This window comes from Microbulbifer regidiadema (SeqCode), from assembly GCF_052466995.1.
This window is the reverse complement of record NZ_CP174297.1, coordinates 2,833,296-2,857,549: the sequence shown is the minus strand read 5'-3', so window position 1 is coordinate 2,857,549 and position 24,254 is coordinate 2,833,296. Positions and strand designations below refer to the sequence as shown.

General features: G+C 46.7%; 27 protein-coding genes. 24 read left to right on the top strand and 3 right to left on the bottom strand.

Going from position 1 to position 24,254, the window contains the following annotated elements; genetic code table 11:
- Window positions 1–12: 12 nt before the first annotated feature.
- Both ACJJIK_RS12485 and ACJJIK_RS12480 read right to left on the bottom strand, forming a co-directional pair.
- On the bottom strand, window positions 13–570 hold the full coding sequence (locus ACJJIK_RS12485) for a replication protein P (RefSeq protein ID WP_444942923.1): 558 nt from the start codon (window positions 568–570) through the stop codon (window positions 13–15).
- Between the two features lie 19 nt (window positions 571–589).
- Window positions 590–1,891, bottom strand: coding sequence for a DnaT-like ssDNA-binding domain-containing protein (locus ACJJIK_RS12480; protein WP_444942922.1), 1,302 nt, complete (start codon window positions 1,889–1,891; stop codon window positions 590–592).
- On the opposite strand from ACJJIK_RS12480, the gene ACJJIK_RS12475 reads away from it, so the two are divergent.
- The 7 genes from ACJJIK_RS12475 to ACJJIK_RS12445 all read left to right on the top strand — a co-directional run bounded on the left by ACJJIK_RS12475 (window position 1,885) and on the right by ACJJIK_RS12445 (window position 9,873).
- Window positions 1,885–2,043: a hypothetical protein gene (locus ACJJIK_RS12475; RefSeq protein ID WP_444942921.1), complete on the top strand. Its 159-nt coding sequence runs from the start codon at window positions 1,885–1,887 to the stop codon at window positions 2,041–2,043. The genes ACJJIK_RS12480 and ACJJIK_RS12475 overlap by 7 nt on opposite strands.
- Before the next feature lie 49 nt (window positions 2,044–2,092).
- Window positions 2,093–4,336, top strand: a complete 2,244-nt coding sequence (locus ACJJIK_RS12470) for a heavy metal translocating P-type ATPase (RefSeq protein ID WP_444928624.1) — start codon at window positions 2,093–2,095, stop codon at window positions 4,334–4,336.
- Window positions 4,337–4,705 (top strand): cupredoxin domain-containing protein, encoded by a 369-nt coding sequence (locus ACJJIK_RS12465; protein ID WP_444928623.1) that lies wholly within the window; start codon window positions 4,337–4,339, stop codon window positions 4,703–4,705.
- Between the two features lie 156 nt (window positions 4,706–4,861).
- Window positions 4,862–5,689 carry a DUF417 family protein gene (locus tag ACJJIK_RS12460; protein WP_444942920.1) on the top strand — a complete coding sequence of 276 codons (828 nt, stop codon included), beginning with the start codon at window positions 4,862–4,864 and terminating at the stop codon, window positions 5,687–5,689.
- Between the two features lie 373 nt (window positions 5,690–6,062).
- The gene (gene gbpA, locus ACJJIK_RS12455) at window positions 6,063–7,697 is read left to right on the top strand and encodes an N-acetylglucosamine-binding protein GbpA (RefSeq protein ID WP_444928621.1); all 1,635 of its coding nucleotides are present in this window, start codon (window positions 6,063–6,065) and stop codon (window positions 7,695–7,697) included.
- Window positions 7,698–8,466: 769 nt separating this feature from the next.
- Window positions 8,467–8,613: a hypothetical protein gene (locus ACJJIK_RS12450; protein ID WP_444928620.1), complete on the top strand. Its 147-nt coding sequence runs from the start codon at window positions 8,467–8,469 to the stop codon at window positions 8,611–8,613.
- A 252-nt stretch (window positions 8,614–8,865) separates the two neighbouring features.
- Window positions 8,866–9,873 carry a CsgG/HfaB family protein gene (locus ACJJIK_RS12445; protein ID WP_444928619.1) on the top strand — a complete coding sequence of 336 codons (1,008 nt, stop codon included), beginning with the start codon at window positions 8,866–8,868 and terminating at the stop codon, window positions 9,871–9,873.
- Window positions 9,874–10,480: 607 nt separating this feature from the next.
- Here ACJJIK_RS12445 and ACJJIK_RS12440 read toward each other — a convergent pair.
- Window positions 10,481–11,461, bottom strand: coding sequence for an integron integrase (locus ACJJIK_RS12440; protein WP_444942919.1), 981 nt, complete (start codon window positions 11,459–11,461; stop codon window positions 10,481–10,483).
- Between the two features lie 328 nt (window positions 11,462–11,789).
- Here ACJJIK_RS12440 and ACJJIK_RS12435 point away from each other — a divergent pair, with 328 nt between their 5' ends.
- The 17 genes from ACJJIK_RS12435 to ACJJIK_RS12355 all read left to right on the top strand — a co-directional run bounded on the left by ACJJIK_RS12435 (window position 11,790) and on the right by ACJJIK_RS12355 (window position 24,159).
- Window positions 11,790–12,230: a DUF6795 domain-containing protein gene (locus ACJJIK_RS12435; RefSeq protein WP_444942918.1), complete on the top strand. Its 441-nt coding sequence runs from the start codon at window positions 11,790–11,792 to the stop codon at window positions 12,228–12,230.
- A gap of 91 nt (window positions 12,231–12,321) precedes the next feature.
- Window positions 12,322–12,651: a hypothetical protein gene (locus ACJJIK_RS12430; protein ID WP_444942916.1), complete on the top strand. Its 330-nt coding sequence runs from the start codon at window positions 12,322–12,324 to the stop codon at window positions 12,649–12,651.
- Window positions 12,652–13,888: 1,237 nt separating this feature from the next.
- The gene (locus tag ACJJIK_RS12425) at window positions 13,889–14,158 is read left to right on the top strand and encodes a hypothetical protein (RefSeq protein WP_444912537.1); all 270 of its coding nucleotides are present in this window, start codon (window positions 13,889–13,891) and stop codon (window positions 14,156–14,158) included.
- A gap of 110 nt (window positions 14,159–14,268) precedes the next feature.
- Window positions 14,269–14,871 (top strand): hypothetical protein, encoded by a 603-nt coding sequence (locus ACJJIK_RS12420; RefSeq protein ID WP_444942917.1) that lies wholly within the window; start codon window positions 14,269–14,271, stop codon window positions 14,869–14,871.
- A 454-nt stretch (window positions 14,872–15,325) separates the two neighbouring features.
- Entirely contained in the window at window positions 15,326–15,655 is a 330-nt protein-coding gene (locus ACJJIK_RS12415) for a hypothetical protein (protein WP_444942916.1), read from the top strand.
- A 102-nt stretch (window positions 15,656–15,757) separates the two neighbouring features.
- Entirely contained in the window at window positions 15,758–16,090 is a 333-nt protein-coding gene (locus ACJJIK_RS12410) for a hypothetical protein (RefSeq protein WP_444892119.1), read from the top strand.
- A gap of 107 nt (window positions 16,091–16,197) precedes the next feature.
- Entirely contained in the window at window positions 16,198–16,545 is a 348-nt protein-coding gene (locus tag ACJJIK_RS12405; RefSeq protein ID WP_444930258.1) for a hypothetical protein, read from the top strand.
- A 466-nt stretch (window positions 16,546–17,011) separates the two neighbouring features.
- Entirely contained in the window at window positions 17,012–17,377 is a 366-nt protein-coding gene (locus tag ACJJIK_RS12400; RefSeq protein WP_444942915.1) for a hypothetical protein, read from the top strand.
- A gap of 79 nt (window positions 17,378–17,456) precedes the next feature.
- Window positions 17,457–17,705 carry a hypothetical protein gene (locus ACJJIK_RS12395; protein WP_444942914.1) on the top strand — a complete coding sequence of 83 codons (249 nt, stop codon included), beginning with the start codon at window positions 17,457–17,459 and terminating at the stop codon, window positions 17,703–17,705.
- A 112-nt stretch (window positions 17,706–17,817) separates the two neighbouring features.
- The gene (locus tag ACJJIK_RS12390) at window positions 17,818–18,099 is read left to right on the top strand and encodes a hypothetical protein (protein WP_444942913.1); all 282 of its coding nucleotides are present in this window, start codon (window positions 17,818–17,820) and stop codon (window positions 18,097–18,099) included.
- 227 nt (window positions 18,100–18,326) lie between these two features.
- Window positions 18,327–19,676, top strand: a complete 1,350-nt coding sequence (locus ACJJIK_RS12385) for an IS4 family transposase (protein ID WP_444928614.1) — start codon at window positions 18,327–18,329, stop codon at window positions 19,674–19,676.
- A 37-nt stretch (window positions 19,677–19,713) separates the two neighbouring features.
- Entirely contained in the window at window positions 19,714–20,103 is a 390-nt protein-coding gene (locus ACJJIK_RS12380; protein ID WP_444942912.1) for a DUF6678 family protein, read from the top strand.
- 525 nt (window positions 20,104–20,628) lie between these two features.
- The gene (locus ACJJIK_RS12375; RefSeq protein WP_444942911.1) at window positions 20,629–21,144 is read left to right on the top strand and encodes a hypothetical protein; all 516 of its coding nucleotides are present in this window, start codon (window positions 20,629–20,631) and stop codon (window positions 21,142–21,144) included.
- Window positions 21,145–21,647: 503 nt separating this feature from the next.
- A complete protein-coding gene (locus ACJJIK_RS12370; RefSeq protein WP_444942910.1) occupies window positions 21,648–22,004 on the top strand; it encodes a hypothetical protein in 357 nt (118 codons plus the stop codon).
- Between the two features lie 444 nt (window positions 22,005–22,448).
- Window positions 22,449–22,880 carry a hypothetical protein gene (locus tag ACJJIK_RS12365; protein ID WP_444942909.1) on the top strand — a complete coding sequence of 144 codons (432 nt, stop codon included), beginning with the start codon at window positions 22,449–22,451 and terminating at the stop codon, window positions 22,878–22,880.
- Between the two features lie 141 nt (window positions 22,881–23,021).
- A complete protein-coding gene (locus ACJJIK_RS12360) occupies window positions 23,022–23,732 on the top strand; it encodes a hypothetical protein (protein ID WP_444942908.1) in 711 nt (236 codons plus the stop codon).
- A gap of 85 nt (window positions 23,733–23,817) precedes the next feature.
- Complete coding sequence (locus tag ACJJIK_RS12355; protein WP_444942907.1) at window positions 23,818–24,159, top strand: hypothetical protein; 342 nt, start codon at window positions 23,818–23,820, stop codon at window positions 24,157–24,159.
- Window positions 24,160–24,254: the final 95 nt, after the last annotated feature.

Genomic DNA, 24,254 nt, shown 5'->3' with positions numbered 1-24,254 from the left:
ATAGATTAATTTCTAAATACCCAGTTCAGTTCTCAGCTTGGCGAGCCTTTGTGCATTTTCCTGTTTGGATAGCGGCGAACCAGGGTTTTCTTCCAGTTTTAATTGCTCTGGAGCCGATAATTTTTCGCCTTCCAACACCTTTGCACAGATTTTTCGGTAGTGCTCAGCAAAGACCGGGTAAGCGATGGCTTCGGGATTGTTGGCGAGAAAAAACCAGTTGGATTCACGCCCTGCGTGATACACAGCCAGGTGGCTCCAGTTGTAATTGGTTTTGGGACTGGGTGCATTACAGGCCTCGCGGTAAGCGGCACGGGCTTCCGGCAAACCACTTTCCCCGGCGGCACACAACTGTAACATTTTGTGTACCGTGGGTAGGTATTCACTCTGTAAAATTGCTCGCTTGGCACCCTGCATAATGTCCTGGGGTGCAAAAGCTAGCAGGGCCTCCAGCCACAGGCGCTTGGCGTGGTGAAGCGTTTCAGTATCGGGAAAGGCTGCACTGAACTGGTTGTGGTAATTGAGCTTAAACAGGGCAAAAACTTCATTAATCGCACGCTTCTTTTCATTCAAGACCTCCTGGTTTTGTTCATTACCAGTTTGTGTCTGTGAGTATGTCGCCGATCGACCGGTCGCGGGTGCGCTGGTTACTGTTGTTGTCTTGTGGGTTGCCATAAGAATTTCCTATTGCCAGTTTGTTGCGCTCTGCCCACTGATGGCGCGCGTGCCGCACAAATACGGCGTCCCAGCTTTTTCGTGCGGCATTTTGACCGCGCCAGTAAATAATAAATTCTGCTACTAAAGAGAGCGCGAAGTCGCGATCTATCTCGCATTGGTTCATCAAGTGGCTCAGACAGTCACCACCGGGTTGCCAGTTGCGGGAGATAGGCTTGGCCACCGGGTTTTTCTCAATACCCTGGCAGTAATAGGCCCACTCCTCGCGCGCATATTCGATAAAGAGCTCACCCCAGCGGGCACTGTGGCCCCCGCGCTCGGTCCACTTGTAGATAAATTCCGGCAGTAGCTCGGCGGCAAAACGCGGGTTGATGGCCAGGCGCTGCAATTGCTCCCAGGTGTGTTCGCTGGGTTGCCAGTCGCGGGACATAGCGGTGGGTTTGCGCTTTTCGATAAAAGGCGTGTCCTGCTTCTCCCAGTCCTCCATGATCCAGTCATTGAACTCCAGATCCCAGGAGATGGACTGCTTGCCGCTGGAGCGGTGGTAGTCGAGAAAGCGCTGTAGGCCGCGGCCGACAAAAGTACTGGGGACCCCCTCATCCGCCAGCTTGCGCAGGGTCTCATCGCCGGGCTGCCAGCCGCTGGGTAGGGGCTGCTTGCGCTGGGCAGTGGCGCGAAATGCCTCCCACTTACTTTTCACCTGGCGCAGGAACAGGGAGCCAAAGGAGTGGCGGGGTTCGCCGCGCTCGCGCCAGTAGGTGACAAACTCCGGCAGCTGCTCCCGCACAAAGTGCTCGGGAATGCCCAGCTGGGCGATACGTGCCATGGTTTCACTGTCCGGCTGCCAGCTGGGGGCAATAGTATTGGCACTGCGATTGGGCGGAGTTGGAGGGGTACTCAGTGGGCGCTTGTATTCACCGGGCAGGGCAAACTTCAGAATCTCGCTACTGCCAAATGGCGCTGCTCCCAGCAGCAGGGCGCCCTGATTACGCAAGCTGATAGCCACCCGCTGGATATCGGCTGCCTGCCAAAAGGGCAGCAGCAGGTACAGCTGTTCCCCTTCGGCGGTATACCAATCCCGACCTCCGTAGGGCTCCAGGGGGAGGAATGGAGACAGGTCGCCGAGTGCGGTAAGCAGCACCGCTTCCTCCAGGCCGACAGTCGCGGCCAGAGAGGGGGAGATGCTTAGGGGTCTTTCGGGAAGCAGGGGATGTGTCATGGCGCGATAATAACATTCCGACGGATCGCATGCGCGATCATTGGCGAATGCTCAGACTTTTCCGGCCCCTGGTGGCAGCCACTAAGCTAAAAGGTGCATTGGCGGTGGACTTTCGCCAGGCCCTGTTGCTGCTAACTATTGCCTTCCCCTAGCGGTAAGGTTGTAACTTTGTCGCTGTAATTGGTGTATTGGGAGAGCAAAATGACGAAGGAGCAACAGTCAGCGCCAACGGTGTTCCGTTTAAGTGGCGTCAATTGTGCCGGCTGTATCAACAAGATTGAGACTGCGGTCAAGGCGGTTGCGGGAAGTGCCGAGGCGCGGGTCAACCTTGCGGATAAAACCCTGTCAGTTTACGGCGCGGTCAAAGCGGAGTCCTGTATTGAGGCCGTGCGCGATGCGGGTTATGGCGCGGAACTTCTGCAATCGAATGAGCGGCAGCAGCGCGCCGAGCAGAGGGCACAGATACTGCGCCATTATCGACAGCAGCTGTGGCGCTCGGCATTTGCCCTGGGGCTGGGGGTGCCGATGATGGCCTGGGGCTTGATAACCGGTAGGATGTCGGTAAACACCCCTGCCGAGCAGTTGTCCTGGGGCATTATGGGGCTGATGACCCTGGCAGTACTGGTCTTCTGTGGTGGGCATTTCTTCAGCGGTGCCTGGAAAGCGCTGCGCCACCACAATGCCACTATGGATACGCTGGTGGCACTGGGCACCGGAGCGGCCTGGCTCTTCTCTATAACCGTGGTATTGGTCCCCCAGCTACTGCCGGAGGCGGCGCGGCATGTGTACTTTGAAGCCAGCGCTATGATTATTGGCCTGGTCAGCCTGGGCCAGGCGCTGGAGATCCGCGCGCGCGGACGCACCAGTGCAGCAGTGGAGAAGTTGCTGGATCTCCAGGACACCTCGGCGCGGGTATGGAGAGATGGCCGCGAGCTAGACCTACCGATTGAATTAGTGCAAGTGGGGGATCAGCTGCGGGTGCGTCCCGGAGAGAAAATTCCGGTAGATGGCACTGTGCTGGAGGGCAGCAGCCTGGTGGATGAAGCCATGCTCACCGGCGAACCGACACCGGTGGCAAAGGCTGCGGGTGACAACCTCGCCGCCGGAACCCTGAATAAGAACGGCAGTCTGCTGTTTCGCGCGGAGAAAGTGGGTTCCGATACACGCCTCGCGCAAATTATTGAAATGGTGAAGAGCGCCCAGAGTTCCCGTGTACCCATTGCGCGTTTGGCGGACAAAATATCCGGCATTTTTGTGCCGGTGGTGATGATCATTGCCATCGCAGCTGCGCTGATCTGGTTTAACTTTGGCCCGGATCCCCGCGTGGCGCATATGCTGGTGGTGCTGACTTCGGTACTGATTATTGCCTGCCCCTGTGCCCTGGGCCTGGCGACCCCCATGTCGGTCATGGTGGGAGTGGGCAAGGGCGCCGAGTACGGCGTGCTGGTGCGCAACGGCAAGGCTCTCCAGCAATCCTGTGCCCTGGATGTCCTGGTTGTGGATAAAACCGGTACCCTCACCGAGGGCGCACCGCGCCTGACGAATATCGACAGTGACGGCGACAGCGATGAATTGTTGCGTTTACTGGCGAGTCTGGAGCTGGGTTCTGAGCACCCTTTGGCCGAAGCCATAGTGGCGGCAGCCCGCGAGAAAGCCCTCGAATTGCAGTCTCCTGATAATTTTGCAGCGATCACGGCTCACGGTGTCAGCGGTGATATCGACGGCCATCGCGTGCTGCTGGGAAATAGCAAATTAATGCAGCGAGAGGCCATTTCTCTGGGCGCCTGGAGTGAGCGCGCGGCCAAATTGGCCGAAGCGGGGCGCACGGTGATGTACGCCGCCGTAGATGGCAAGTTGCGGGGCCTGATCGCTGTGGCCGACCCGATACGCGCCGATGCGCAAGCGGCTATCGCGCGCCTGGGCAGGCTGGGTCTGCGCATTGAAATGCTGACCGGGGACAATCGCGGCAGCGCTCAAGCGGTTGCTCGACAGCTGGGTATCGAGCGGGTTCACGCAGAGCTATTGCCGGAAGATAAGGAGCGCATCGTTGCCGAATTGCAGAAAAACGGTGAGCGAGTGGGTATGGTGGGTGACGGTATTAACGATGCTCCGGCTCTGGCGCGCGCGGATGTGGGCTTCGCTATCGGCGCCGGCACCGATGTCGCTATTGAGAGTGCGGATATCACCCTGATGCGCTCTTCTCTGCACGGGGTGGCCAATGCGGTGGAGTTATCCCGGGCCACTTTGCACAACATCAAGCAGAACCTGTTTGGTGCATTTATTTATAACTCGCTGGGTATCCCGATAGCCGCCGGCGTCCTCTACCCAATTACCGGTATGCTATTGAGCCCCGTTGTCGCCGGGGGCGCTATGGCGCTCTCCTCTTTGACCGTGGTAAGTAATGCCAATCGCCTGCGCTTGTTTAAACCGTCGGAGGCCCGCTAAATGGCTGTAGTTCTCGTCAATATTGCCGGTGCGCTAATGGTGCTAGCTGTGATTGGCTGGTTTTGGTTGGTGCCGCAGAAGCGGGCCAGCCAGGCCTCGCCCAGCGGGAATAGTGCCCGCATACTGGTTAAGGACGGTGTTTACGAGCCGGATCTTATTCGCCTGCCCGCCGGTGGCGCTGCAATTTTGCACTTTTATCGGCAAGATCCCAGTCCCTGCTCCGAGTGGGTACTGTTTCCAGATCTGGAGATCAGCGCCCAGTTAGCCCTGAATCAGGATACCCCGGTGGAAATACCCACAGCCGAGCCGGGCGAATACCCGTTCACCTGCCAGATGCAAATGTACCGGGGCACGCTGATATTGGAGTAGCGCCAAATACAGCCACCTCTATGGGGGTGTAATAATTCTCCGAGTAAAGACGACAAAGGCTTCGCCCATCCATCAGAACCCGCCGTTCCGCTATTGCGGGAGGCGGGTTCTGATGGATGCTGGCTAAGCCCTAATTTGTTAAGAGGTCGTCAATTAATGTCTTTTTTCCTACGCAAACTTCCCTTTGCCCTGGTCGGAGTCGCCTGTGCGCTGATTGCCGTGGCACTTTTCTCTGGCCAGTGGGGTGGTCTCAAGCGCGTATTTGAATTTTACGGTGTTGCGAATGAGGGGGTAGTTGCCAGCATACGGCTACTAAGCGCATTTGCTTTTTCCGCCGTGGCTATTTTAAGTGTACTTGCTCTGTGCTTAGAGCGCGCTGTTAAGCCCCTGGCGATTTTTCTGATTTTACTTTCACTCGTACCCCTGCTGAGCCTTCTCGGCAGTGATCATTGGATCGATTCGCTGGGGGGCTTTCCGGCAATTGGTTCGGGGCAGGGCGTGATTAAGTATTTTTCCCTGTTGGTTTTGGGAATCACCTGGTTGTACCGCGATTCTCTGAGTCCACAAAAACTGATATGGCTTAATTACTTCCCTGTTGGTTTGGTATTGCTCTGGATTGGCGGGATGAAATTCACAGCCCTTGAAGCGCAGGGCATCGAGAGCCTGGTAAGCACCTCGCCGCTGCTATCTTGGTTATACAATTTATTCAGTGTGCAAACAGCCTCAAATCTTATCGGTATTTATGATTTGGTGGCTTTGATTGTTTTGGCGTTGGGTATTTATATTCGAAAGCTGTTTTGCTTGGGGGTGCTGCTTTGCGCCGCAGTATTTATAACGACTCAGACTTTTCTCTACACCTTTTCGGGCAGCTGGGTTTCCCCGGGGCAACTAAGTGGTAGCGGTATTTTTATTATTAAGGATCTATGGTTTATTGCCAATTTATTAGTCATTCTCAGTTTTAGAGGTGTCGCGATAAAAGCTTAAGGTTGGTGGGGTTGAAGGGTTCACCTGAAGCCCCGCAGCTTTCCTGTGGATATATTTTCTGTTTTGCTTTTTTATTTTGGAAAAAAGTTCCAATATCCTGCTTTTTTGTTTTTAAAAAAGTTCCTTGGTGTTAAGAATGTTTTTGGTTTTGGTGGCGATCATTTAAGGGTTTGATGTTTTTCGTGCGTAAAATTTACCTTTGGGTGACGGAGCGGGGGTTGTTCAGTGAAATTGCCGAAATAACAGGAACCGTGTCAGTGAGTGGCGGTCCATAACTCTGTCGCTAGCGTTCTAGGATTAACATCCTCAAAAGTAAAAGTTTGTATTCAGCAGGGGAAGGATGTTGAATACAAAGTAATAAATGGGCAGAGATATGATTTTACGTAAGAAAAAACTAGCATCCGTATTTAAACAGCCAATCGTCAATCGCACATTAATGGCCGTGATACTGGCCGGAGCCAGCTCCAATGTTTTCAGTCATGGTTATGTTGAGGTCGGTGATAGTGGTGTTGCTTCCGCACGGGGAACCTTGTGTAAATACGCCTTGGATACCGGTGAAATGAACCTGAATTGCGGTGCTGTTCAGTGGGAACCACAAAGTCTTGAGGGCCCTGAAGGTTTCCCCGATAGCGGTCCAGCCGATGGAGAGATCGCCAGTGCTGGTAGCAGTTCCTGGTCCGAACTTAATGAACAGACATCGGACCGCTGGGTTAAAAACTATATAAGCTCTGGTTGGCAAACCTTTCAATGGTACTTCACCGCCAATCATGTAACTCGCGACTGGAAATACTATATTACCAAAGAAGACTGGAATCCGAATTCAGTTTTGACTCGCGATCAATTTGATCTTGATCCCTTCTGTGAAATAGATGGCAATTATGAGCAGCCAGATGTGAATACAGCTCATGATTGCCAAGTGCCAGATCGTGAGGGCTATCATGTCATTCTGGCGGTTTGGGATGTAGGGGATACGGTTAATGCTTTTTACAATGTTATCGATGTCGAATTTGATGGTGATAACGTTACCAATACCGAGTGGAGTGCTGCAGGCAGGATCAACCCAACCCAGGATTTGAGCGTTGGCGACAAGGTTTATACCCGTGTATTTGACGGCTCCGGTGAAAACTCCTCTTACAGTACTACTCTGGAAATTACCTCTGAGGAGCAGGGTATAGCAGAAAACTGGTCGCATGATTTAGCGGAGCTGATTAACGCAGAGCAGACCGATATCCGTGCCGGTGATTTTGACGGGAATAATAGTTTTGAGCCCCTATATGGTATCAACCAAATTTATCTACAAGATGGCAGCGGCCTGGAGAATGTAGAGATCGGTTATGAGATTAACGAAGAGGCGCCCAACTATGAAGTTACCGTAAGCGGCCTTGATAGTGAATACACGATTACAGGCGGTGCTATTTCGCTAGATTTGGCTCTGAGTGCTAGTGGGGATGTCAGTGTTGAAGTGACTGTGGTCAATCACGATGGCGATACCTTGGCAAGCTACAGCAATGACATTAACGATGGCGATACGGCCAGTACCAGTCTGACGCTGTCTGAAACTGTTGCAGGGCACCATATGGTTGTGGTGGTGGTAAAAGATCGCGATGGCAATATGCTCGATCAGAATACCCTCAACTTCTATTTGGTTGAAGATACATCCAGTGGCGATGACGATTCCTCCAGTGAAGATAGCGATACGTCCCACGGGGATGGCGGTGATTCCAGTGGTGATAATAATACCTCGAACGAAGACGGCGAGACCTCGACGGGGGGTGGTGATTCCTCTAATGGCAATGACCAGACTTCCACTGATCAGGACTACGACTATGTCTTCCCGCAAGGCAATGAAAACTATACGGCGGGTACCAAGGTGTTGGGCAGTGATGGCAATGTCTATGAGTGCAAGGACTCTGCCTACGCTCACTACTGTAAAGAAGTAGAAAGAGGTGCAATACAGTTTGCCCCGGGAGTTGGCGGCAACTGGACAATACTCTGGGAGAAATTGTAATTTAATCTGGATAATATAAAAAAGGCCCCAAATGGGGCCTTTTTTATTTACCTGTTGATTGCTGTTTTTTAACGATAACTTTTAAATTGAGCTAAAGGTATAGAGGCCTTTGGCGACTTCTACATTTGGCGGTCGCCTAAATTTGTTGAAGGGGTTGTAACCCTTTTTAAGCTTCTGCCAAAAAGAATACCTTGATTGTCCCGGTATTGAGCTAAGATTTCCTATTCTAGAGGGAAGGGAATACATAACCCCTGATCACTTTTTGGCCCGACTCTATGTGTCATCAGGGCGCTACCGGTTATTCAGTGGTGCTGGTCATATTGGTTGGGGTATCCCAGATTAAAGGATAGGTGGTATTAGCTCCAGGGATTTAGCCGGTTAGCACAGATAAAGTAAAAACCCCCTTTCAATTTTGGGCCTAGTTTCCCTACTGCCATTTAGTTCTCTTTAAGTTAAACCAATCACTGAGCCATATGTAAACAATAATAAAGTTGGGTTAATCCTTATGGTTTTTTTGTTTGGATAGGGTTCGTGTCAATATTCTTCTACATCTTGAACCTTAGATGGCCCAAGTGGCTTGAGAGATGCTTATAGTCGGGCATTAAATTCAGAGTGATTACTTACTTTGTTGGTACGATAGTGTGGCGTCATTCGGTGTGCTGATTTTACAAGATTTTTAATGACCGTTGTGTTAAATTAGTCTCAAGAAACAGGTAAGTTAATAGTGATCATAAAGATTACTTAATAAACATGAAAAAAGGGAGATGTTGTGAGTAGCTGGGTTCAGTATGGTTGCGTGAAGAAAATAAATAAAAACCAGTTTTCTGAAAATCAGCAATTAGATCTAGAGTCTGAGGGTTCATTGAGTAAATTTTCTATCAGTAAAGTAGATGGTTATAAAATTAATAAGTCATAACTAATATGAAGATCTGTCCTTTGATCGCTTGGTATGAGGCGTGGGAGGGGCGAGTCTTACAGGAAACTAGTGTGGTGTAAAAATAGATTGCTGTTATAGAAAAACCTTGAAATATAGGTCTGAAACATATTTATAATGTGCAAATAGCTATTTTTATAGGTTTTTATGCCTACACTTAGTTCGTCACAGAACACTAGTTAATGAAAATGTAAAAGGCCGTAGTCCCCAGCACTTTCGTCTGGATAGGTTGATGTGTGTTCAGGTGAACAAACGGATAACATTATTAAATTAAATGTAGGCGTTCTTATCAAAAAAGGAGTAAAGAATATGAAGGCTGTATTTGGTTATTTGCTGGTATTTATGGGCTTGTTTAGTGGGCCTGTTTTTGCGCAGAAGGTAACTATAGCAATTGGTGACATTGAATACCGGGCAAAGGACAGTAGTGAAAATAAAAGATATATGGCCTATGGGAATGGTTCAAGAGAGGATACTCGTGCTTTTGTTGATATGCTTACAACTGCTTTGGTTAAAGCCAGAAAATTTGAAGTCATAGAAAGAGATAGAATGGCCGTGATTTTGAAAGAGCAAGGCCTTAGTATGGAGGGAGTAGTTAATGGCGGTTACGATGGAGATGGGTTCAATTTAAAGGGTGTAGACTACATTCTGACTGGAGCTATTACTGAATATGGCGAAACAGCTAATGCAATGAAGGTCGCGGGATTTTCTACTGGCAAAAGGATAGCAACTATGGCGGTTGATATTCGTGTACTTGATGTTGCAAATGGCTCAATAGGCTTCGCAGATACAGTAAGAGCTGAAGCGAAGGGAGGAAATGCTTTAAATGTAACTGGCTTTGCTAGTGTTGGGGACAATAGTAGTGGAGCTTTACTGGGGCAGGTTATGCGGGAAACAGCAAATAATATAACAAACCTAATTGTTTCCACTATATATCCTATAAAAGTTGTTGCCGTGACCAAAAAGGGTGATGTGATGTTGAATTATGGAAACGGCTACCTGAAGGAAGGCTATCAACTAGAAATATACAGCCAAGGTGAGTCCTTCATCGATCCCGATACTGGCGAAGAGCTAGGCAGCGAAGAAGAGTTGATAGGGAAGGTTTCTGTCTTTAGTGCGCAAGCAAAATACTCTAAAGCCAAGGTTATTGATAAAATTGCAGAAATTGAAAAGGGAATGGTTGCTCGAGTCGTTAGTAAGGAGAAGGCCAAGGAAGAGAAGGCTGACAAGAAGAAGCTATGGTAAGTAATTTGTTGCTCAAATAATAGTAAGCCAGCCTGAAAAAATTCATCTGTAATTTTTTCAGGTTGGTAAATTTCACATCTGAGTTGTATTCCTTAATTCCTATAATAATCAACACATTTGACGGTAATAGTGGTTGCGGCCCAATTGTAGCTATGTGCTACGAACCCATAGAAAGCTTTTTTTCTGGAAAATCGTAGGCGGGGTTTTGAAGTATGCGAGAGCTCCTTGCTGAATTAAGAGTGTTGCTATTATTCAACTTGAGGCAATACTCCCTCGAAAAGTCCAGTACAACTCGAATATCTATGTCGACTGGTTTATAGGCAGGGCTTTTGTCTTGGTTCCCATGCAGTAACTCGCATCAAAATTTTTGCAAACTATGAAAGAATATCCACCCAGTCAGGTACCCGGGTCTTTTAATTTGGGTAAGGTACAGGAGTAGCTGTAAGCTGGGGCAAGTAGTAATAATTAACAATATAATTACTGAAGATTTGACATTAATGGTATTACCTGGGGACATATTTAATGTAAAATTGTAGACAGATAAAATCAACAAAGCTTGGCCCAAAGCCAGCTACTACTCATAGGCATGGCTGCCAGGAGACTGAAATCAGTCAAGAGGGCTGGTAACACCACGCTCGTGTACACCTATAACATGGGTATAAATCATGGTTGTACTGATATCGCTGTGGCCGAGCAGCTCTTGAATACTGCGTATATCAGTACCAGCACGCAGAAGATTGGTGGCAAAAGAGTGGCGAAATGTATGGCAACTCGCCTTCTTGCGAATATTGAGGGTTGAAACGGCCTTGGAAACAGCTCGCCTCACTTGCTGCTCACCAATATGATGCCGTCGCATCATATTGCTGCGAGGGTCTTGCGCTCGAAATCGAGCGGGGAATACATACTGCCAAGCAGCACTCGTAGCTGCTTGTGGGTACTTTTTCGCCAGAGCGAAAGGTAAATAGACATGTCCATAGCCCTCCGCCAAATCCTGCTGATGTAGAGAAAGCGCATGTGCTATCTGCACCTTGAGGGGCTTAATTAGAGACCGAGGCAGTAGTGTTCTTCGCCACTTCTCCCCCTTGGACTCCCGTACTATCAAACATTGATCACTAAAATCAATGTCCTGTACCCTAAGCCGCACAGCCTCCATAACTCTAAGGCCCGAACCATACATTAATGAAGCAGCAAGCTTATTTGGGCCGCTAAGGTGCTCTAATACGGAGGTTGCCTCTTCATGGCTAAAAGTAACAGGCAATCGCTTAGGCCGATGGCTTTGTTCAAACTTTAGTTGCCCTAATTCAATATCCAGAAACTGCTTATATAGAAAGATAATTGCATTCAAAGCGGTTTTTTGGGTATTGGCTGATACATTGCGATTAGCAGCAAGATGGCTTAACCACTGATCTATCTCAGCCTTTCCGAGATCTTGCGGATGTTGCATCCCATGAAAGCGTATAAAGTCTTTCACCCAGAAACAGTAGGTTTTCTCTGTTTTGTATGCCAAATAGCGAGACCGTATAAACGTCCTAAAACGGTCCATAAAGCGGGATGGCCGCTGGGGTAGCGGAATAGGGATGTCGTCCATTTCTACAGCCTCAATACTGTATGGATTAACAGTCTAATAAGTATTTAATCGGGAGTCACCTGGATTTTCGATCAGTTTGACCGTTATTTTTGGCTAAGGGCCGGAATACGTAAAAAATTGATACATTACAAGGGGTTAGGGAAATGCTGTAAAATGGAGATAGTAGTCAAAGTGATCGTTTTTGCATTTGGTACAATCGTTCTAAAAAGGAGGTAGCATACTGATTTTCCTTGGGTTTTGTGTGTTTTTTCGTTAGATTGATTCCAAGATAGTAATCAGGATAATAGTGGTCAGAATGATTACTATATAAATGTTACATTCCTAAACTATGAAAATCGCAACATTACTAGTAATAACATTTTTGATTTCGGCCTGTGCAATTAATCCCCACACTGAAATCTGGGCACCAAAAATTGGAGGGGTGCTAATAGATCATGGTAAGCCTATTTCAGGTATTACTATCAAGGCTGCACGCACAGATTGGCTTAAACCTGTAGAGGGTTGCCCCGATAGTTATCGAGAGGTGGTCACTGACATAGAAGGAAAGTTTCTATTGCCAGCTGACGAGCATTTTTCTCTCTTTTCCGTTATGGGAGATAGTGTTTTTTCATGGAAAGTATGTGCAATTGTCAATGAATCATCTCTGACACTTTGGCTAGGCGAGTCTGTTGGTATTGTTACCGAAAAAGACAATGCAACATTAAAATGTGATATTTCAAATGAATCAACAAATACAGGCAAGGGGGCTGTGCTATGTACCAGAATGTAACAAGTCAATTAACTACGCGCCTTCAGCGCCGGACAGCTTACACTGCGCTTCGCTACGTTCCAGCTGCCGGTTATTGAGGCGTTAAATGTCTATGAGTATCAACGAAAGCACATACTATCGAAGGCAGCACGTTACGGGTCCAGGCTGTGTCTTGGTATCAATTAAGTTTGGGGTAACTCCAGAAAATGGAGTACTTATAGTTAAGCGTCTTGGCCTCAATCAAAAAGATGCTCAAATACAGTTTGATCTAGAACGCCACATAAATGAGGTTATTGAAGGGGTGCAAGAAGCAAATCATAAATATAGTGGCAATCTTCAAGTTCAAGAAATAGAGGTAGCTCCAAATGACTACCCACAACAGGGGCAGGCAAGGTATGCCGCATATCAAATTGCAGAGTACGTGCTTGGCAAAAACATTTAACAAGTCAAAGCACGCGGACTTGGTAAAGCTGTCATCTTTTTCGCTAGCGCAAAAAAGCCGCCAACTTCACCAAGCCGGTGTTTGAGGCGTTATTGTGGCGGTCGATTTTTAGATGTTCTGTAGCTGCTGCAAGCATCAATCTCTATCTGAGCACTTTTTTCTGAGATTTTTCCTGAAATTTGGTACCGCAGTTTCGCTCCAGTGCCATCGTTTTAAGTCAGCAAGCCCTGCAAGCCAGCTACGCCATCATGGAGTGCCAATCAGATAGTTAACCGGTTGGGAAAGTATGGTATTTTTCCCTTTAAATTTATCGGGCAGTAGCCAGCCAAAGTTGGCTGGTAGAGAGCAAATAGGTGGTTCAGTGCGCGCCAGCCATAACCAGGCTAGTCAAGCTCGCCCAACCCCTTCGGGGCTGGGCTGGACAGCCTACGCGTTGCTTCGGCTGCCCTTGCTAGCGGCGTTATTGTGGCGGTCGATTTTATTGATTTTTCGTAGTAACTGAAGCTTTAGTGCCACTAAATTGCAGCCGGTATTGAGCCCTTTTTACTGGTTGCTATTCAAGCAGTTTCGTTCCTAGGGTATTTGCTCAAGTGTGGTAGAGGTGGGCAGTCCGCTGCAATTTCGTGGAGTGCCAGTAAAATAGGAATTGGTTGGGGAAAGTACGGTATTCTTTCCTCGTAAATATTGGGCAGGGTCCAGCCAAACTATGGCTGGCAAAGTGCTGGTAGTCGGTCCCGAGCGCGCCAACCATAACCAGGCTAGTCAAGCTCGCCCACCCCCTTCGGGGCTGGGCTGGACAGCCTACGCGTTGCTTCGGCTGCCCTTGCTAGCGGCGTTATTGTGGCGGTCGGTTTTATTGATTTTTCGTGGTAACTGAAGGTTTAGTGCCACTAAATAGCATCCGGTGTTGAGCAATTTTAATGATTGCTATTCAAGCAGTTTCGCTCCTAGAGTGTTCGCTCGGGTGTTGTAAAAATAGGTAGTTCGGTGCAATTTCGTGGAGTGCCAGTAAGATAGGAATTGGTTGGGGAAAGTGCGGTATTCTTTCCTCGTAAATGTTGGGCAGCGGCCAGCCAAACTATGGCTGGCAAAGTGCTAGTAGTCGGTCCCGAGCGCGCCAACCATAACCAGGCTAGGCAAGCTCGCCCAACCCCTACGGGGCTGGGCTGGACAGCCTACGCGTTGCTTCGGCTGCCCTTGCTAGCGGCGTTATGTTTCAAAATGGTAAGGAGTACTTATGAAAGAGAAAGAAGGATTTTTTAAAAATCTGAATCCATACGTGGCCATTGTAATAGCTATGGTATGTGGTTTAGGTTCCCTATACTTCGGCACAAAATTAATCCCAGTATTCTTTGAAGTTGCCGAGCTAATCGACAAAGGAACACCAATTGGGGCTAAAGGCGCAGCTGTAATCGGCTTTCTCGCCATGTTTGGAGTTTTCACCTATTTTTTAGCCCTGTGGTTTCAACTGGCGCAAAAACGAGTCGTAGAGGCATTCTATGGCTAAACATAACAAGTTGCTCAATTTCGTTTCGGTCGCAAAAGACGCGGCCTGCACGGGACAGCCTACGCGTTGCTTCGGCTGCCCATTAGCAAAGCGTTAAGCAGGAGCTAGACATGGAAAAAGTCTCATTAAATCGTCAAGAAATAGAGGCGCTATTTTCAGATAATGTTAGTTTTTCAAATATTGATATTTCTAGATTTAGCATGGTATTTCTAGCTCAAGTTCTTCAAATGGATGCTAATCAAGTTATTAATACTCACCAAATGATGGATGAGGTTAGATGCTTAGAAGGCTTAGGACCACAAACAAGAACAAAGAGAGCAGCCCCATTCAATAGAGAGCCACTAAAAGGCCTAATGAAAACTCATTTTACTGATGCATCATTTATTCTAAAAAATATTGGAATTCATATGGGGTTAGAAAATGGAAACGGCAAGAGGTTAAGTAAGCTAGTTCAAGAAGCTTTTGACCAGAATACCTCCGGAGTGATCGATGATCAATTTATCGGTCATATATCAAATGGCATGAGCTTTGGAGCTCTGAATGAACGTTCGAAGGGGCAGAAATTAACTGGCGAATGGATAGTATTTCAAGAACATGAAGGTAAAAATTACTACCTTACATTGGCTGCTCATGATGAAGGCGATGAAAATATTTATAAAAGAGTGTGTAATTGCTATGAATTGGATTACCCTTTTTTGCGTAATAATGCTTAACAAGGCTATGGTTCGGATTTTTGTAAGCTCCGGCTTCGCCGATACTTACAAAAACCGCACATAGCGGCGTTATTGTGGCGGTCGGTTTTACTGATTTTTCGTAGTAACTGAAGCTTTAGTGCCACTAAATTGCAGCCGGTATTGAGCCCTTTTTACTGGTTGCTATTCAAGCAGTTTCGTTCCTAGGGTATTTGCTCAAGTGTGGTAGAGGTGGGCAGTCCGCTGCAATTTCGTGGAGTGCCAGTAAAATAGGAATTGGTTGGGGAAAGTGCGGTATTCTTTCCTCGTAAATATTGGGCAGCGGCCAGCCAAACTATGGCTGGCAAAGTACTGGTAGTCGGTCCCGAGCGCGCCAACCATAACCAGGCTAGGCAAGCTCGCCCACCCCCTTCGGGGCTGGGCTGGACAGCCTACGCGTTGCTTCGGCTGCCCTTGCTAGCGGCGTTAAATGTCTATGAGTATCAACGAAAGCACATACTATCGAAGGCAGCACGTTACGGGTCCAGGCTGTGTCTTGGTATCAATTAAGTTTGGGGTAACTCCAGAAAATGGAGTACTTATAGTTAAGCGTCTTGGCCTCAATCAAAAAGATGCTCAAATACAGTTTGATCTAGAACGCCACATAAATGAGGTTATTGAAGGGGTGCAAGAAGCAAATCATAAATATAGTGGCAATCTTCAAGTTCAAGAAATAGAGGTAGCTCCAAATGACTACCCACAACAGGGGCAGGCAAGGTATGCCGCATATCAAATTGCAGAGTACGTGCTTGGCAAAAACATTTAACAAGTCAAAGCACGCGGACTTGGTAAAGCTGTCATCTTTTTCGCTAGCGCAAAAAAGCCGCCAACTTCACCAAGCCGGTGTTTGAGGCGTTAGGCGATAAGAATGGCGATTGAGATTTACTATGATTCAGCTCTTAAAGGCACAGACATACGTGGAGCCGCTATTCATCTTGATGATGTTCTTCATGAACAGTTAATAAATTTGTGTGTTTCGAATGAAGCTAAATATAGCCACCTTGTTGCTATAGCTCTTATTGAAGACGATCAGTGTCTAGATATAGATCCAGGAAGTACAGAGCGGTTTATCCTTGAGCTAAGAGCTTTAATGGATGAAGACACTTTGTTTGAACCAGTAAAACCAAGCATTGAACGGTTTATTTGTGTTTTAAATAAGGCAAATGAACATCATAGTAAATTAAATGTGTACCTTGACTGAATTTTACCGCCTAACAAGTGGCGGCAATACGCAGCCTTTGGCTGCCGGACTCAGCACTGTGTGCTTCGCCGTTGCGCCAGGCGTTAAGCCCCTGAAATGGATAATTCATGAGTAAGGATAGAGAACAGATAATCGACAAACTGATGGAGCACATTCGGGCAAGAGATTTCTGCCTTGATGATACTGCTCTAGAAGAAATTGATGCATCGTATAATGATGAGCTTGTATCAGGTTGGGTATTTACTTATAGGGCATATGCTTCAACAGAACAAAAAAGAAATGAAATGCTTAAGGCAAATATTTCAAACTCAAACCCAAGAATTCGAGAACAAGTCTGTGACATTATCGGTGATGAATTCATTGGTGAGTTAAGAGATATACTTAAACAATTATTCAACGACCCCATAGATTATGTTTCATCAGCGGCAAGATATAACCATGATGAAATGTTTTAGGCTTAACAAGCGCAAGCACAATCGCCAGCAAGCTGGCTGGACCTTCGTTGCTTCGCAACTCGGCCTGTGTTGCGGGCGTTATTGTGGCGGTCGGTTTTATTGATTTTTCGTGGTAACTGAAGCTTTAGTGCCACTAAATTGCAGCCGGTATTGAGCCCTTTTTACTGGTTGCTATTCAAGCAGTTTCGTTCCTAGGGTATTTGCTCAAGTGTGGTAGAGGTGGGCAGTCCGCTGCAATTTCGTGGAGTGCCAGTAAAATAGGAATTGGTTGGGGAAAGTGCGGTATTCTTTCCTCGTAAATATTGGGCAGCGGCCAGCCAAACTATGGCTGGCAAAGTGCTGGTAGTTGGTCCCGAGCGCGCCAACCATAACCAGGCTAGGCAAGCTCGCCCAACCCCTTCGGGGCTGGGCTGGACAGCCTACGCGTTGCTTCGGCTGCCCTTGCTAGCGGCGTTAAGTTTAAAATATGAAACGAAGCACGTTCTCAATAATAGGTGACAGGTACTTAGATACTCAGTTTGATACCGAGTATATTGAAAGCCTAGAAGCGGAGCTGAAGTCCAGAGGCGTAACAGGTTTTCGTCGTTGGGTTTTGGAGTATGTTGCCGCCTCTAGTCTTTGGTGGAATATCATGTGGTGGGACTGGTGCGACCTAAATGAGAAAGACATAAAAATAGGGTGGCAACAGAATATTGCGGCCTTTGGTATTCCAGCAATAATAATCGGAGCTTTCGTTAACTTTGAGGTTGGCGTAACTACATTTTTGATACTGCACTTAATAACAACTTGGATTGGATTTGGACTTCGTAGTGGATCAAAACTTAACAAGTAAAGGCAATATCGCCCCTATGGGGCTGGACCTCGCTTCGCTCGGCCGTTGCTTTAGGCGTTAAGTGATACAAGGATAGTCAATGAAATCATTCATCGTTAATCTTGTCGGCTTAGTTGGATCTTGGTATATGATTGATCTTACTTCCGAAAACTCGCTTAATTCAGTATTTACTCCGTTATTATTTACAGCCTTTCTGATTTCCAGTGTGCTGTGGTTTATTATGAAGTTCGGGATAACTCAGGGCTCTAGCACTGGTGGTTACTTTGGCAGTGGTGATTCTGGTAGTTTTGGTGGTGAAGATGGAGGGGGCAGTGATAGTGGGTGTTAGATCACTTAACAAGCGCATGTTGTTCGCCGCTATCGCGGCCGGACGGCTTACGCTATACTCCAGCCGCCGCAAATGCGAACGTTATGAGTTAGACGAGCAATAAGATACAACGATGAAAAAATATATTATTGGAGCCTTGTCGTTTTTCTTGTTTTTCACTTATCTCGGTATGTTCTTTGGTGATTTGGGTGGTGTCGGCGGTTATGACGGTGTAGCGCCGAAGTGGCTATATGAAAAAGTAATGCTAGATCCAAGTTACGAATTTATATTTAACATTTCAGTAATAGGCTCAATATCTTCACTGGCATTGGCTCTAATCTCTTTAGTGATGTTTGGGGTTCTTATTGCTTGCGCTATTTATAAAGGCTTAGTTCGGCGTGTTAAAAACTCATAACAAACCGCTCAACCATCAGCTGCTAAAGCAGCTTGGACCTCCGCTGCGTTGCTCGTTTTGCGGTTTCACGCTACGCTACCGCAAAACCATCAACACAGCTCCGGCCGGTTAGCGGGGCGCTAAGTTTTATACACAAGTTTTTCCAGTTTTATTATGTAAATCAATAAGTTACAGTTTGTCCTGGTAAGAATTACAGATTTGATTGGATTATTATGCAGGACTGGGTCATGGACGAAGTAAAAAATCAGGTTATGGGTGATACACGCTTGAATAAGCGCTTGTCCAATATTCTTAGTAGTTTAAGTTCAGATCCAAAGAGTAGCATTCCCTGTGCAAACAAAACTTGGGCAGAAACGTTTGCGGCTTATCGTTTTATCGAAAATGATAAAGTCAACTTTGACTCTATTATGAGCGGCCATAAATCAGCAACTCTTGAGAGAATCAAGGCGCAGCCCGTTGTTCTTATCCCTCAAGATACCACCTTTCTAAATTTTGCCACTGACTTAGAAAGTAAAGAGATGGGAACACTTAGGCGGAAAGAGACCAATCAGCAACTGTTGCACACCTCCATCGCTATAACGCCATCAAGAGTTAACTTGGGTGTCGTTGAGGGCAGTATGTGGCAGAGAGATAAGGAGTCAAGCGCCAATTCCCGCTATACCAAGTCGATAAAGGATAAGGAGAGTCGACGCTGGCTAGACCATTACGAATCTGCTTGTCAGATACAGGAGCGCTGTCCTGAAAGCACAATTGTGAGTATTGCTGATAGAGAGGGTGATATTCATGAGTGGTTTCAACTGGCTGAAGATCAAAGCGAACAGAGGCGGGCGAGCTATATCGTTCGAGCTAAGGCCAATCGCACTTTAGAGATCGATGGAGAAGAAACGGTTTTGCTTTGGGATCATATGAATGAGCAGAAATCTATTGGTCAATACACGGTAGATATTCCCAAGCGGAATGGAGAACCTGGAAGAAAAGCCAAAGTTAGCGTATCCACTACTGAAATACGATTACTAGGAAAAGGAAAATCTAAAAGACCACTTTCTCTCTATGCTGTACTGGCTAAAGAATTAACCCCACCAGAGGGTGAGAAAGGGATTGAGTGGATGCTGTTGACGGATCTTTCAGTTGAAGACTTTAAGCAGGCGAGGGTTATCATTGAGTGGTATCGAAGCCGGTGGGAAATTGAAACCTATTTTCGAGTGTTAAAAGGTGGATGTCAGATAGAAAGTAATCGTTTTAGAACAGAGCAGCGAATGCTGAACTGCATTGCGATCTATATGATTATTGGATGGCGACTACATTCGATAACTACACGAGCACGAAGACTTCCTGAAGCACCGTGTACGAGTGCCTACTCTGAAAAAGAATGGCGTATGATATGGATGATGCGAGATAAAACTACTCCACCAAATGAACCCCCAAGCATGAGGGATATAACCCGCATGCTGGCAGGTTTAGGAGGTTTTTTGGGGCGTAAAGGGGATGGTGAGCCAGGGGTGAAAACCGTTTGGCAGGGATACACCAAGCTACTTCATTATATTGAGGCAGCAGAAGCTCTAAATGGACTTAAATAATGTGTATAAAACACAGGCGGGGCGTTATACGTAGGCAATGAACGAAGAAACACTAAAATTTATTGAAGAGCGGCACCTTGTTTCGTATATGAACAAAACAAAGTGGCGAGAACTCGCTAATGCCATTACAAGTAACAGTGATTTCGAACCTCAAGTAAGGCTTAAATATCTACGAGACTTAGAGGCAATGCCTGGGTTTTCGCTGCTTGATTGGGAATGGGTTCGCTACGGTCAATCTAGCTGTATCGAGTGGATGGATATTGACCCATTCAAAAGAGAGCGAAGGGGCAACCTTTTGAGTGATAGAATTACTGACTTCAGTGGCTTTATAGCAACTATTCTGAAAAAGTACAATATCCCATACTCCTTAGAAAATGGGTGTTACAGGGTATGGGGATATGCAGACCAGCAACCAGTTTTCGTATAACAAACGCAAGCACTCGGACCCGTTTTCCGCTGCGCTCAAAACGGCCCGGTGTTGCGGGCGTTATGTGTAAGTAAGGGCAAAAGTAGAGTATGGAAGGTTTTCTATTCATTTTGATCATGCTGCTTCTACTTTGCGTAGCACTATCTCCTAGCCTAGTAATTTGGCTGTGTGCATATTTGTGGTTGCCTGATGCTTATAAGCTCCCGCCGTACAAAATGACAATCGCTTGTTTCATACTGGCTTTAATTACGGCATTTTTACTGAATGTAGAGCTCGAAGGTGGAGCTGGCTCTAGCGTAGTCGTTATTCTCGCATTTTCCGTTCTATGGTCAGCTATTTTGGTTCCCATTGGCGCTCTGGCCAAGTATCTTAAAGCGCGCTGTGCGTAGCGCCACACATAACAATCAGCGGCAGAGCGACAGCCAACGCTACGCACCTTTTGTGTACTCGCTGGCGCTCAAACATTAACACAAAATGCGCTCCGTGCTGGCTGCGCCTGCGCTGGGCGGTTAAGGCTCACTAAGTATGGGTATCGAACAAGACAAAAGAGCATATGAATTACTCGAAAATCCATTTGAGTATCCATCAATGATTGAACGTAAGGTGCTTTTTAAAAGTATCAGAATTTGGAGCTACTCTTCCTTTGATCCTTTCATTTCATTTATGGTGGCAAAGGAAAAAGAAGAGTTTTACGCCCGACGGGTGATCTGGGATCAGTACAAAACAGTGCCCTCTGGTGATCCTCAAACATACTGTGCAGAGGTAAAAGTTGAGAGCAGTGTTTTCGAAGAACTTATCGAGAGCTTCTCAGAGGTAAGTGTTTCCCCATTAATTCCTGGAGATTTAGTTGGTATTGATGGTGTTAGGTCTGGCGTGTCTGTCAAAGACTTTCTATCTGAGTCAACGTTTAGTTGGTGGTCGGGAAGTCCCAAAGAATGGGGCGCCATAAGAGATTGGCACCAACAATATATTGTTAAAATAAATGGCCTATTCTCCGGTTCACCTATGAGCCTAGAGTCGGCCTTAACAAGCGGCTGCTAGGGACTGCATTACGCTGCGCTCCATGCAGCCCCAGAGCCGAGCGTTAAGTGTTCAAGCATGAGAAAATCGGTATTGGTGATAATGGTGTTGCTCCTGACATATTTTGTCGGACTGTTTGCGCATTTTCCAATCGCGATTGGGTCCAGTGGCTTGGCAAGCAAAGCAGCAATTAGTACATATCAAGTAATCTACTTTCCATTAGTCGACTCACTTGATAGAAATGGAGCCATGTATTCTACATGGAGTAAGTGGACATCTTATTGGTGTTCAAAATATAGCGAGCGTTGTGGTCACGATGAACCAACAAACCCTTAACAAGGGCCAGCACAATGCACAGCGCAAAAAGCGCACTGCGCTGGACTCGCTACACTACGTTTCGCTCGCCTGTGTGGCCGGCGTTAGCGTCATAAGAGCGATAAGTATGAAAGTTGTACAAACTCGTGTCCAAGGGCTTATCTATAGATTAGATAACTTAGTCCCCCCCTCTAATTGGTATCTGCTTGATGTCGATTGCAATGGTATTTTTTGGAAAGGATATTCCTCAAAATTATATAAAACTCTACGTGACAGGACTTTTCACCATTCCAATTGGGGTAACAGTTTGGCTCGCAGTATTTAATAGTGGTAAGTCTAAGGTCGAGGAGTACTCATTTTCAGTTACTGAAGATGCAATAGTTTTTCGTAGCTTGTCAGGATCTGGCTACATGCCTATCTCTGAGTATAAGGATTATGTAGTTAAGGGGTGGTGGCCAATGACTATTTGCATAATAGGCAGTAAAAGCAGCATAAAATTTAGTCAGACTGTGTTCTCTGCAAAACAAATTAATCAAATAAAGAATGAGCTAGATCGGTTGCGCTAACAAACGCAAGTAGTCGACTCGCTACGCTCACGGCTGTTGCGGGCGCTATTGTGGCGGTCGGTTTTATTGATTTTCCGTGGTAACTGAAGGTTTAGTACTACTAAATAGCATCCGGTGTTGAGCAATTTTACTGATTGCTATTCAAGCAGTTTCGCTCCTAGAGTGTTCGTTCGGGTGTTGTAAAAAGAGGCAGTCCGGTGCAATTTCGTGGAGTGCCAGTAAGATAGGAATTGATTGGGGAAAGTGCGGTATTCTTTCCTCGTAAATATTGGGCAGCGGCCAGCCAAACTATGGCTGGCAAAGTGCTAGTAGTCAGTCCCGAGCGCGCCAGCCATAACCAGGCTAGGCAAGCTCGCCCAACCCCTTCGGGGCTGAGCTGGACAGCCTACGCGTTGCTTCGGCTGCCCTTGCTAGCGGCGTTATGAGCCTAGACGGATATTGTAGATGGAAGTTATTCCCGGAATTGGAACTGACATTATTCAATTTGGTGTGACGGAAGCGGAAGCAATTGCATTGCTAGGTCAGCCGGATAAAACATATAGAACTGATGAGGGTAGCAAAAGGCTACAGTTCAATAGGCTGCGATTGGAGCTTTCATTTGAGCCAGAGAATGAAGATCGATTAGGCTGGATTGAGATCCACAATCCTGAGCTATCCTTGGGCGGCCGGAAAATAATCGGTGCATCGCAAAAAAGCGCATTGACCTACGTTACTAAATTTTTAGGCGAGCAGCCTGAACTTGAAGATTTTGGTTCATTTGTTTCTGTATCGTACGATCAGCATTGGTTAGAGCTGCAGATCCAGTTTGGCCATCTTGATTGTGTAAATGTTGGAGTACTTTACGATGAAGCGGAGAGCCCGAGGTGGCCCAGCTAATAACAAGCAGCGGCAGAGCGACAGCCAACGCTACGCACCTTTTGTGTTGCTCGCTGGCGCTCAAACATTAACACAAAAGGTGCTCCGCGCTGGCTGCGCCTGCGCTGGGCGGTTATGAGTAATAAGTAAGTAAAGAGAAACATGAGAATAATATGCGTAGGAATTGCCTGTTTAATTCTCCAGGCGTGCGCCACTGTCGGATCAGTTGATCGACCAGGGAGTTACTATCAAGAAGCTTCATCGAACTCCAATGATGGTCTTGTAGAGGGTGCTATCTTTGGTGATGATGATAAGAAGATAAACGATCTGTTAAATTATCAGGTAAAACTGCCCGAGAAAAACAGAATAGCAATACTGAAACTCAGTACCGACAATTATTGGCGATTTTATTCAAGTGATTTTACGCAGCTGAATAATTCTTTGGTTGATTCACTAATCACCAAGCTTAGAGCATCCAGTCGGGTATATGATGCGTCGTTCTTGCCTGCAATGCTGGTCTCTGAAAAAAGGACGGTGCCGGTTTTAAGAGAAGCTGCGGCACGGTTCCAAGCAGATTTATTACTCGCGTACAGAAGTTCCTGCCAGTCTTATCAAAAATATAGGTTTATCGATCCAAGCGAAAGCAAATCGTATTGCTCCGTAGAGGCGGTACTACTTGATGTCCGTTCAGGGGTTATAGTGAAATCTATAGTAAGTACAGAAGATTTCACCACTAAAAAATCTTCAAGCGATACCAATTTTAGTGAAACAATTAAAAAAGCTGAATTGGAAGCCGTTGCTAAAGCACTAGGCAATGTTGCTAATGAAATCGTAGCGTTTATGAACAATGTGCCAAGAATCAAAAACTCATAACAAGGCCAAGCACGAATGCACCAGCAAGCTGGTGCCGGACCCCGCTTCGCTCGGCCCGTGTTGGCGGCGTTAGGCATCAGACCAGATGTTGAAGAAATTTATAATTACTTTATTAGTTTTACTCTCACTTCCAATAATTTACATATTAATATTTGCCATCCCGCAGTGGTTGAATACAGATCCAGACGCGACCTATGAGCTAAGGGGTCGCTATAAAGATTCACCGGATGGGAAAACATATCTCGTAATTGAAGATGATAATGGAGGGAAATGTGGCCCTCTGGAAGTAAATGGTAAACCATGGCCTCACCGCTTATTTGAAAAAGGCCAAATTGAACCGGGTGAAGTCTCCATTGAGTGTGGCACTTGGATCGGAGTTACTGTCAGAGCGGGTACAACTTATTTCTTCGATTACTGGGGCCCTTAAAATTCCTAACAAGTTGCGCAAGAGGGACGTATTTTTAGCTGCTTCAATTTGTGCTTTAATAGCACAAATCAAAACAACTAAAAAACTCCCCTTCG

What these genes read in the sequence shown, in the direction of transcription:
- ACJJIK_RS12480 (WP_444942922.1), bottom strand. Translation starts at nt 1,891, where the DNA reads ATGACACATCCCCTGCTTCCCGAAAGACCCCTAAGCATCTCCCCCTCT.
- ACJJIK_RS12470 (WP_444928624.1), top strand. Translation starts at nt 2,093, where the DNA reads ATGACGAAGGAGCAACAGTCAGCGCCAACGGTGTTCCGTTTAAGTGGC.
- ACJJIK_RS12465 (WP_444928623.1), top strand. Translation starts at nt 4,337, where the DNA reads ATGGCTGTAGTTCTCGTCAATATTGCCGGTGCGCTAATGGTGCTAGCT.
- ACJJIK_RS12460 (WP_444942920.1), top strand. Translation starts at nt 4,862, where the DNA reads ATGTCTTTTTTCCTACGCAAACTTCCCTTTGCCCTGGTCGGAGTCGCC.
- gbpA (WP_444928621.1), top strand. Translation starts at nt 6,063, where the DNA reads ATGATTTTACGTAAGAAAAAACTAGCATCCGTATTTAAACAGCCAATC.
- ACJJIK_RS12440 (WP_444942919.1), bottom strand. Translation starts at nt 11,461, where the DNA reads ATGGACGACATCCCTATTCCGCTACCCCAGCGGCCATCCCGCTTTATG.
- ACJJIK_RS12435 (WP_444942918.1), top strand. Translation starts at nt 11,790, where the DNA reads ATGAAAATCGCAACATTACTAGTAATAACATTTTTGATTTCGGCCTGT.
- ACJJIK_RS12430 (WP_444942916.1), top strand. Translation starts at nt 12,322, where the DNA reads ATGAGTATCAACGAAAGCACATACTATCGAAGGCAGCACGTTACGGGT.
- ACJJIK_RS12425 (WP_444912537.1), top strand. Translation starts at nt 13,889, where the DNA reads ATGAAAGAGAAAGAAGGATTTTTTAAAAATCTGAATCCATACGTGGCC.
- ACJJIK_RS12420 (WP_444942917.1), top strand. Translation starts at nt 14,269, where the DNA reads ATGGAAAAAGTCTCATTAAATCGTCAAGAAATAGAGGCGCTATTTTCA.
- ACJJIK_RS12415 (WP_444942916.1), top strand. Translation starts at nt 15,326, where the DNA reads ATGAGTATCAACGAAAGCACATACTATCGAAGGCAGCACGTTACGGGT.
- ACJJIK_RS12410 (WP_444892119.1), top strand. Translation starts at nt 15,758, where the DNA reads ATGGCGATTGAGATTTACTATGATTCAGCTCTTAAAGGCACAGACATA.
- ACJJIK_RS12405 (WP_444930258.1), top strand. Translation starts at nt 16,198, where the DNA reads ATGAGTAAGGATAGAGAACAGATAATCGACAAACTGATGGAGCACATT.
- ACJJIK_RS12400 (WP_444942915.1), top strand. Translation starts at nt 17,012, where the DNA reads ATGAAACGAAGCACGTTCTCAATAATAGGTGACAGGTACTTAGATACT.
- ACJJIK_RS12395 (WP_444942914.1), top strand. Translation starts at nt 17,457, where the DNA reads ATGAAATCATTCATCGTTAATCTTGTCGGCTTAGTTGGATCTTGGTAT.
- ACJJIK_RS12390 (WP_444942913.1), top strand. Translation starts at nt 17,818, where the DNA reads ATGAAAAAATATATTATTGGAGCCTTGTCGTTTTTCTTGTTTTTCACT.
- ACJJIK_RS12385 (WP_444928614.1), top strand. Translation starts at nt 18,327, where the DNA reads ATGGACGAAGTAAAAAATCAGGTTATGGGTGATACACGCTTGAATAAG.
- ACJJIK_RS12380 (WP_444942912.1), top strand. Translation starts at nt 19,714, where the DNA reads ATGAACGAAGAAACACTAAAATTTATTGAAGAGCGGCACCTTGTTTCG.
- ACJJIK_RS12375 (WP_444942911.1), top strand. Translation starts at nt 20,629, where the DNA reads ATGGGTATCGAACAAGACAAAAGAGCATATGAATTACTCGAAAATCCA.
- ACJJIK_RS12370 (WP_444942910.1), top strand. Translation starts at nt 21,648, where the DNA reads ATGTCGATTGCAATGGTATTTTTTGGAAAGGATATTCCTCAAAATTAT.
- ACJJIK_RS12365 (WP_444942909.1), top strand. Translation starts at nt 22,449, where the DNA reads ATGGAAGTTATTCCCGGAATTGGAACTGACATTATTCAATTTGGTGTG.
- ACJJIK_RS12360 (WP_444942908.1), top strand. Translation starts at nt 23,022, where the DNA reads ATGAGAATAATATGCGTAGGAATTGCCTGTTTAATTCTCCAGGCGTGC.
- ACJJIK_RS12355 (WP_444942907.1), top strand. Translation starts at nt 23,818, where the DNA reads ATGTTGAAGAAATTTATAATTACTTTATTAGTTTTACTCTCACTTCCA.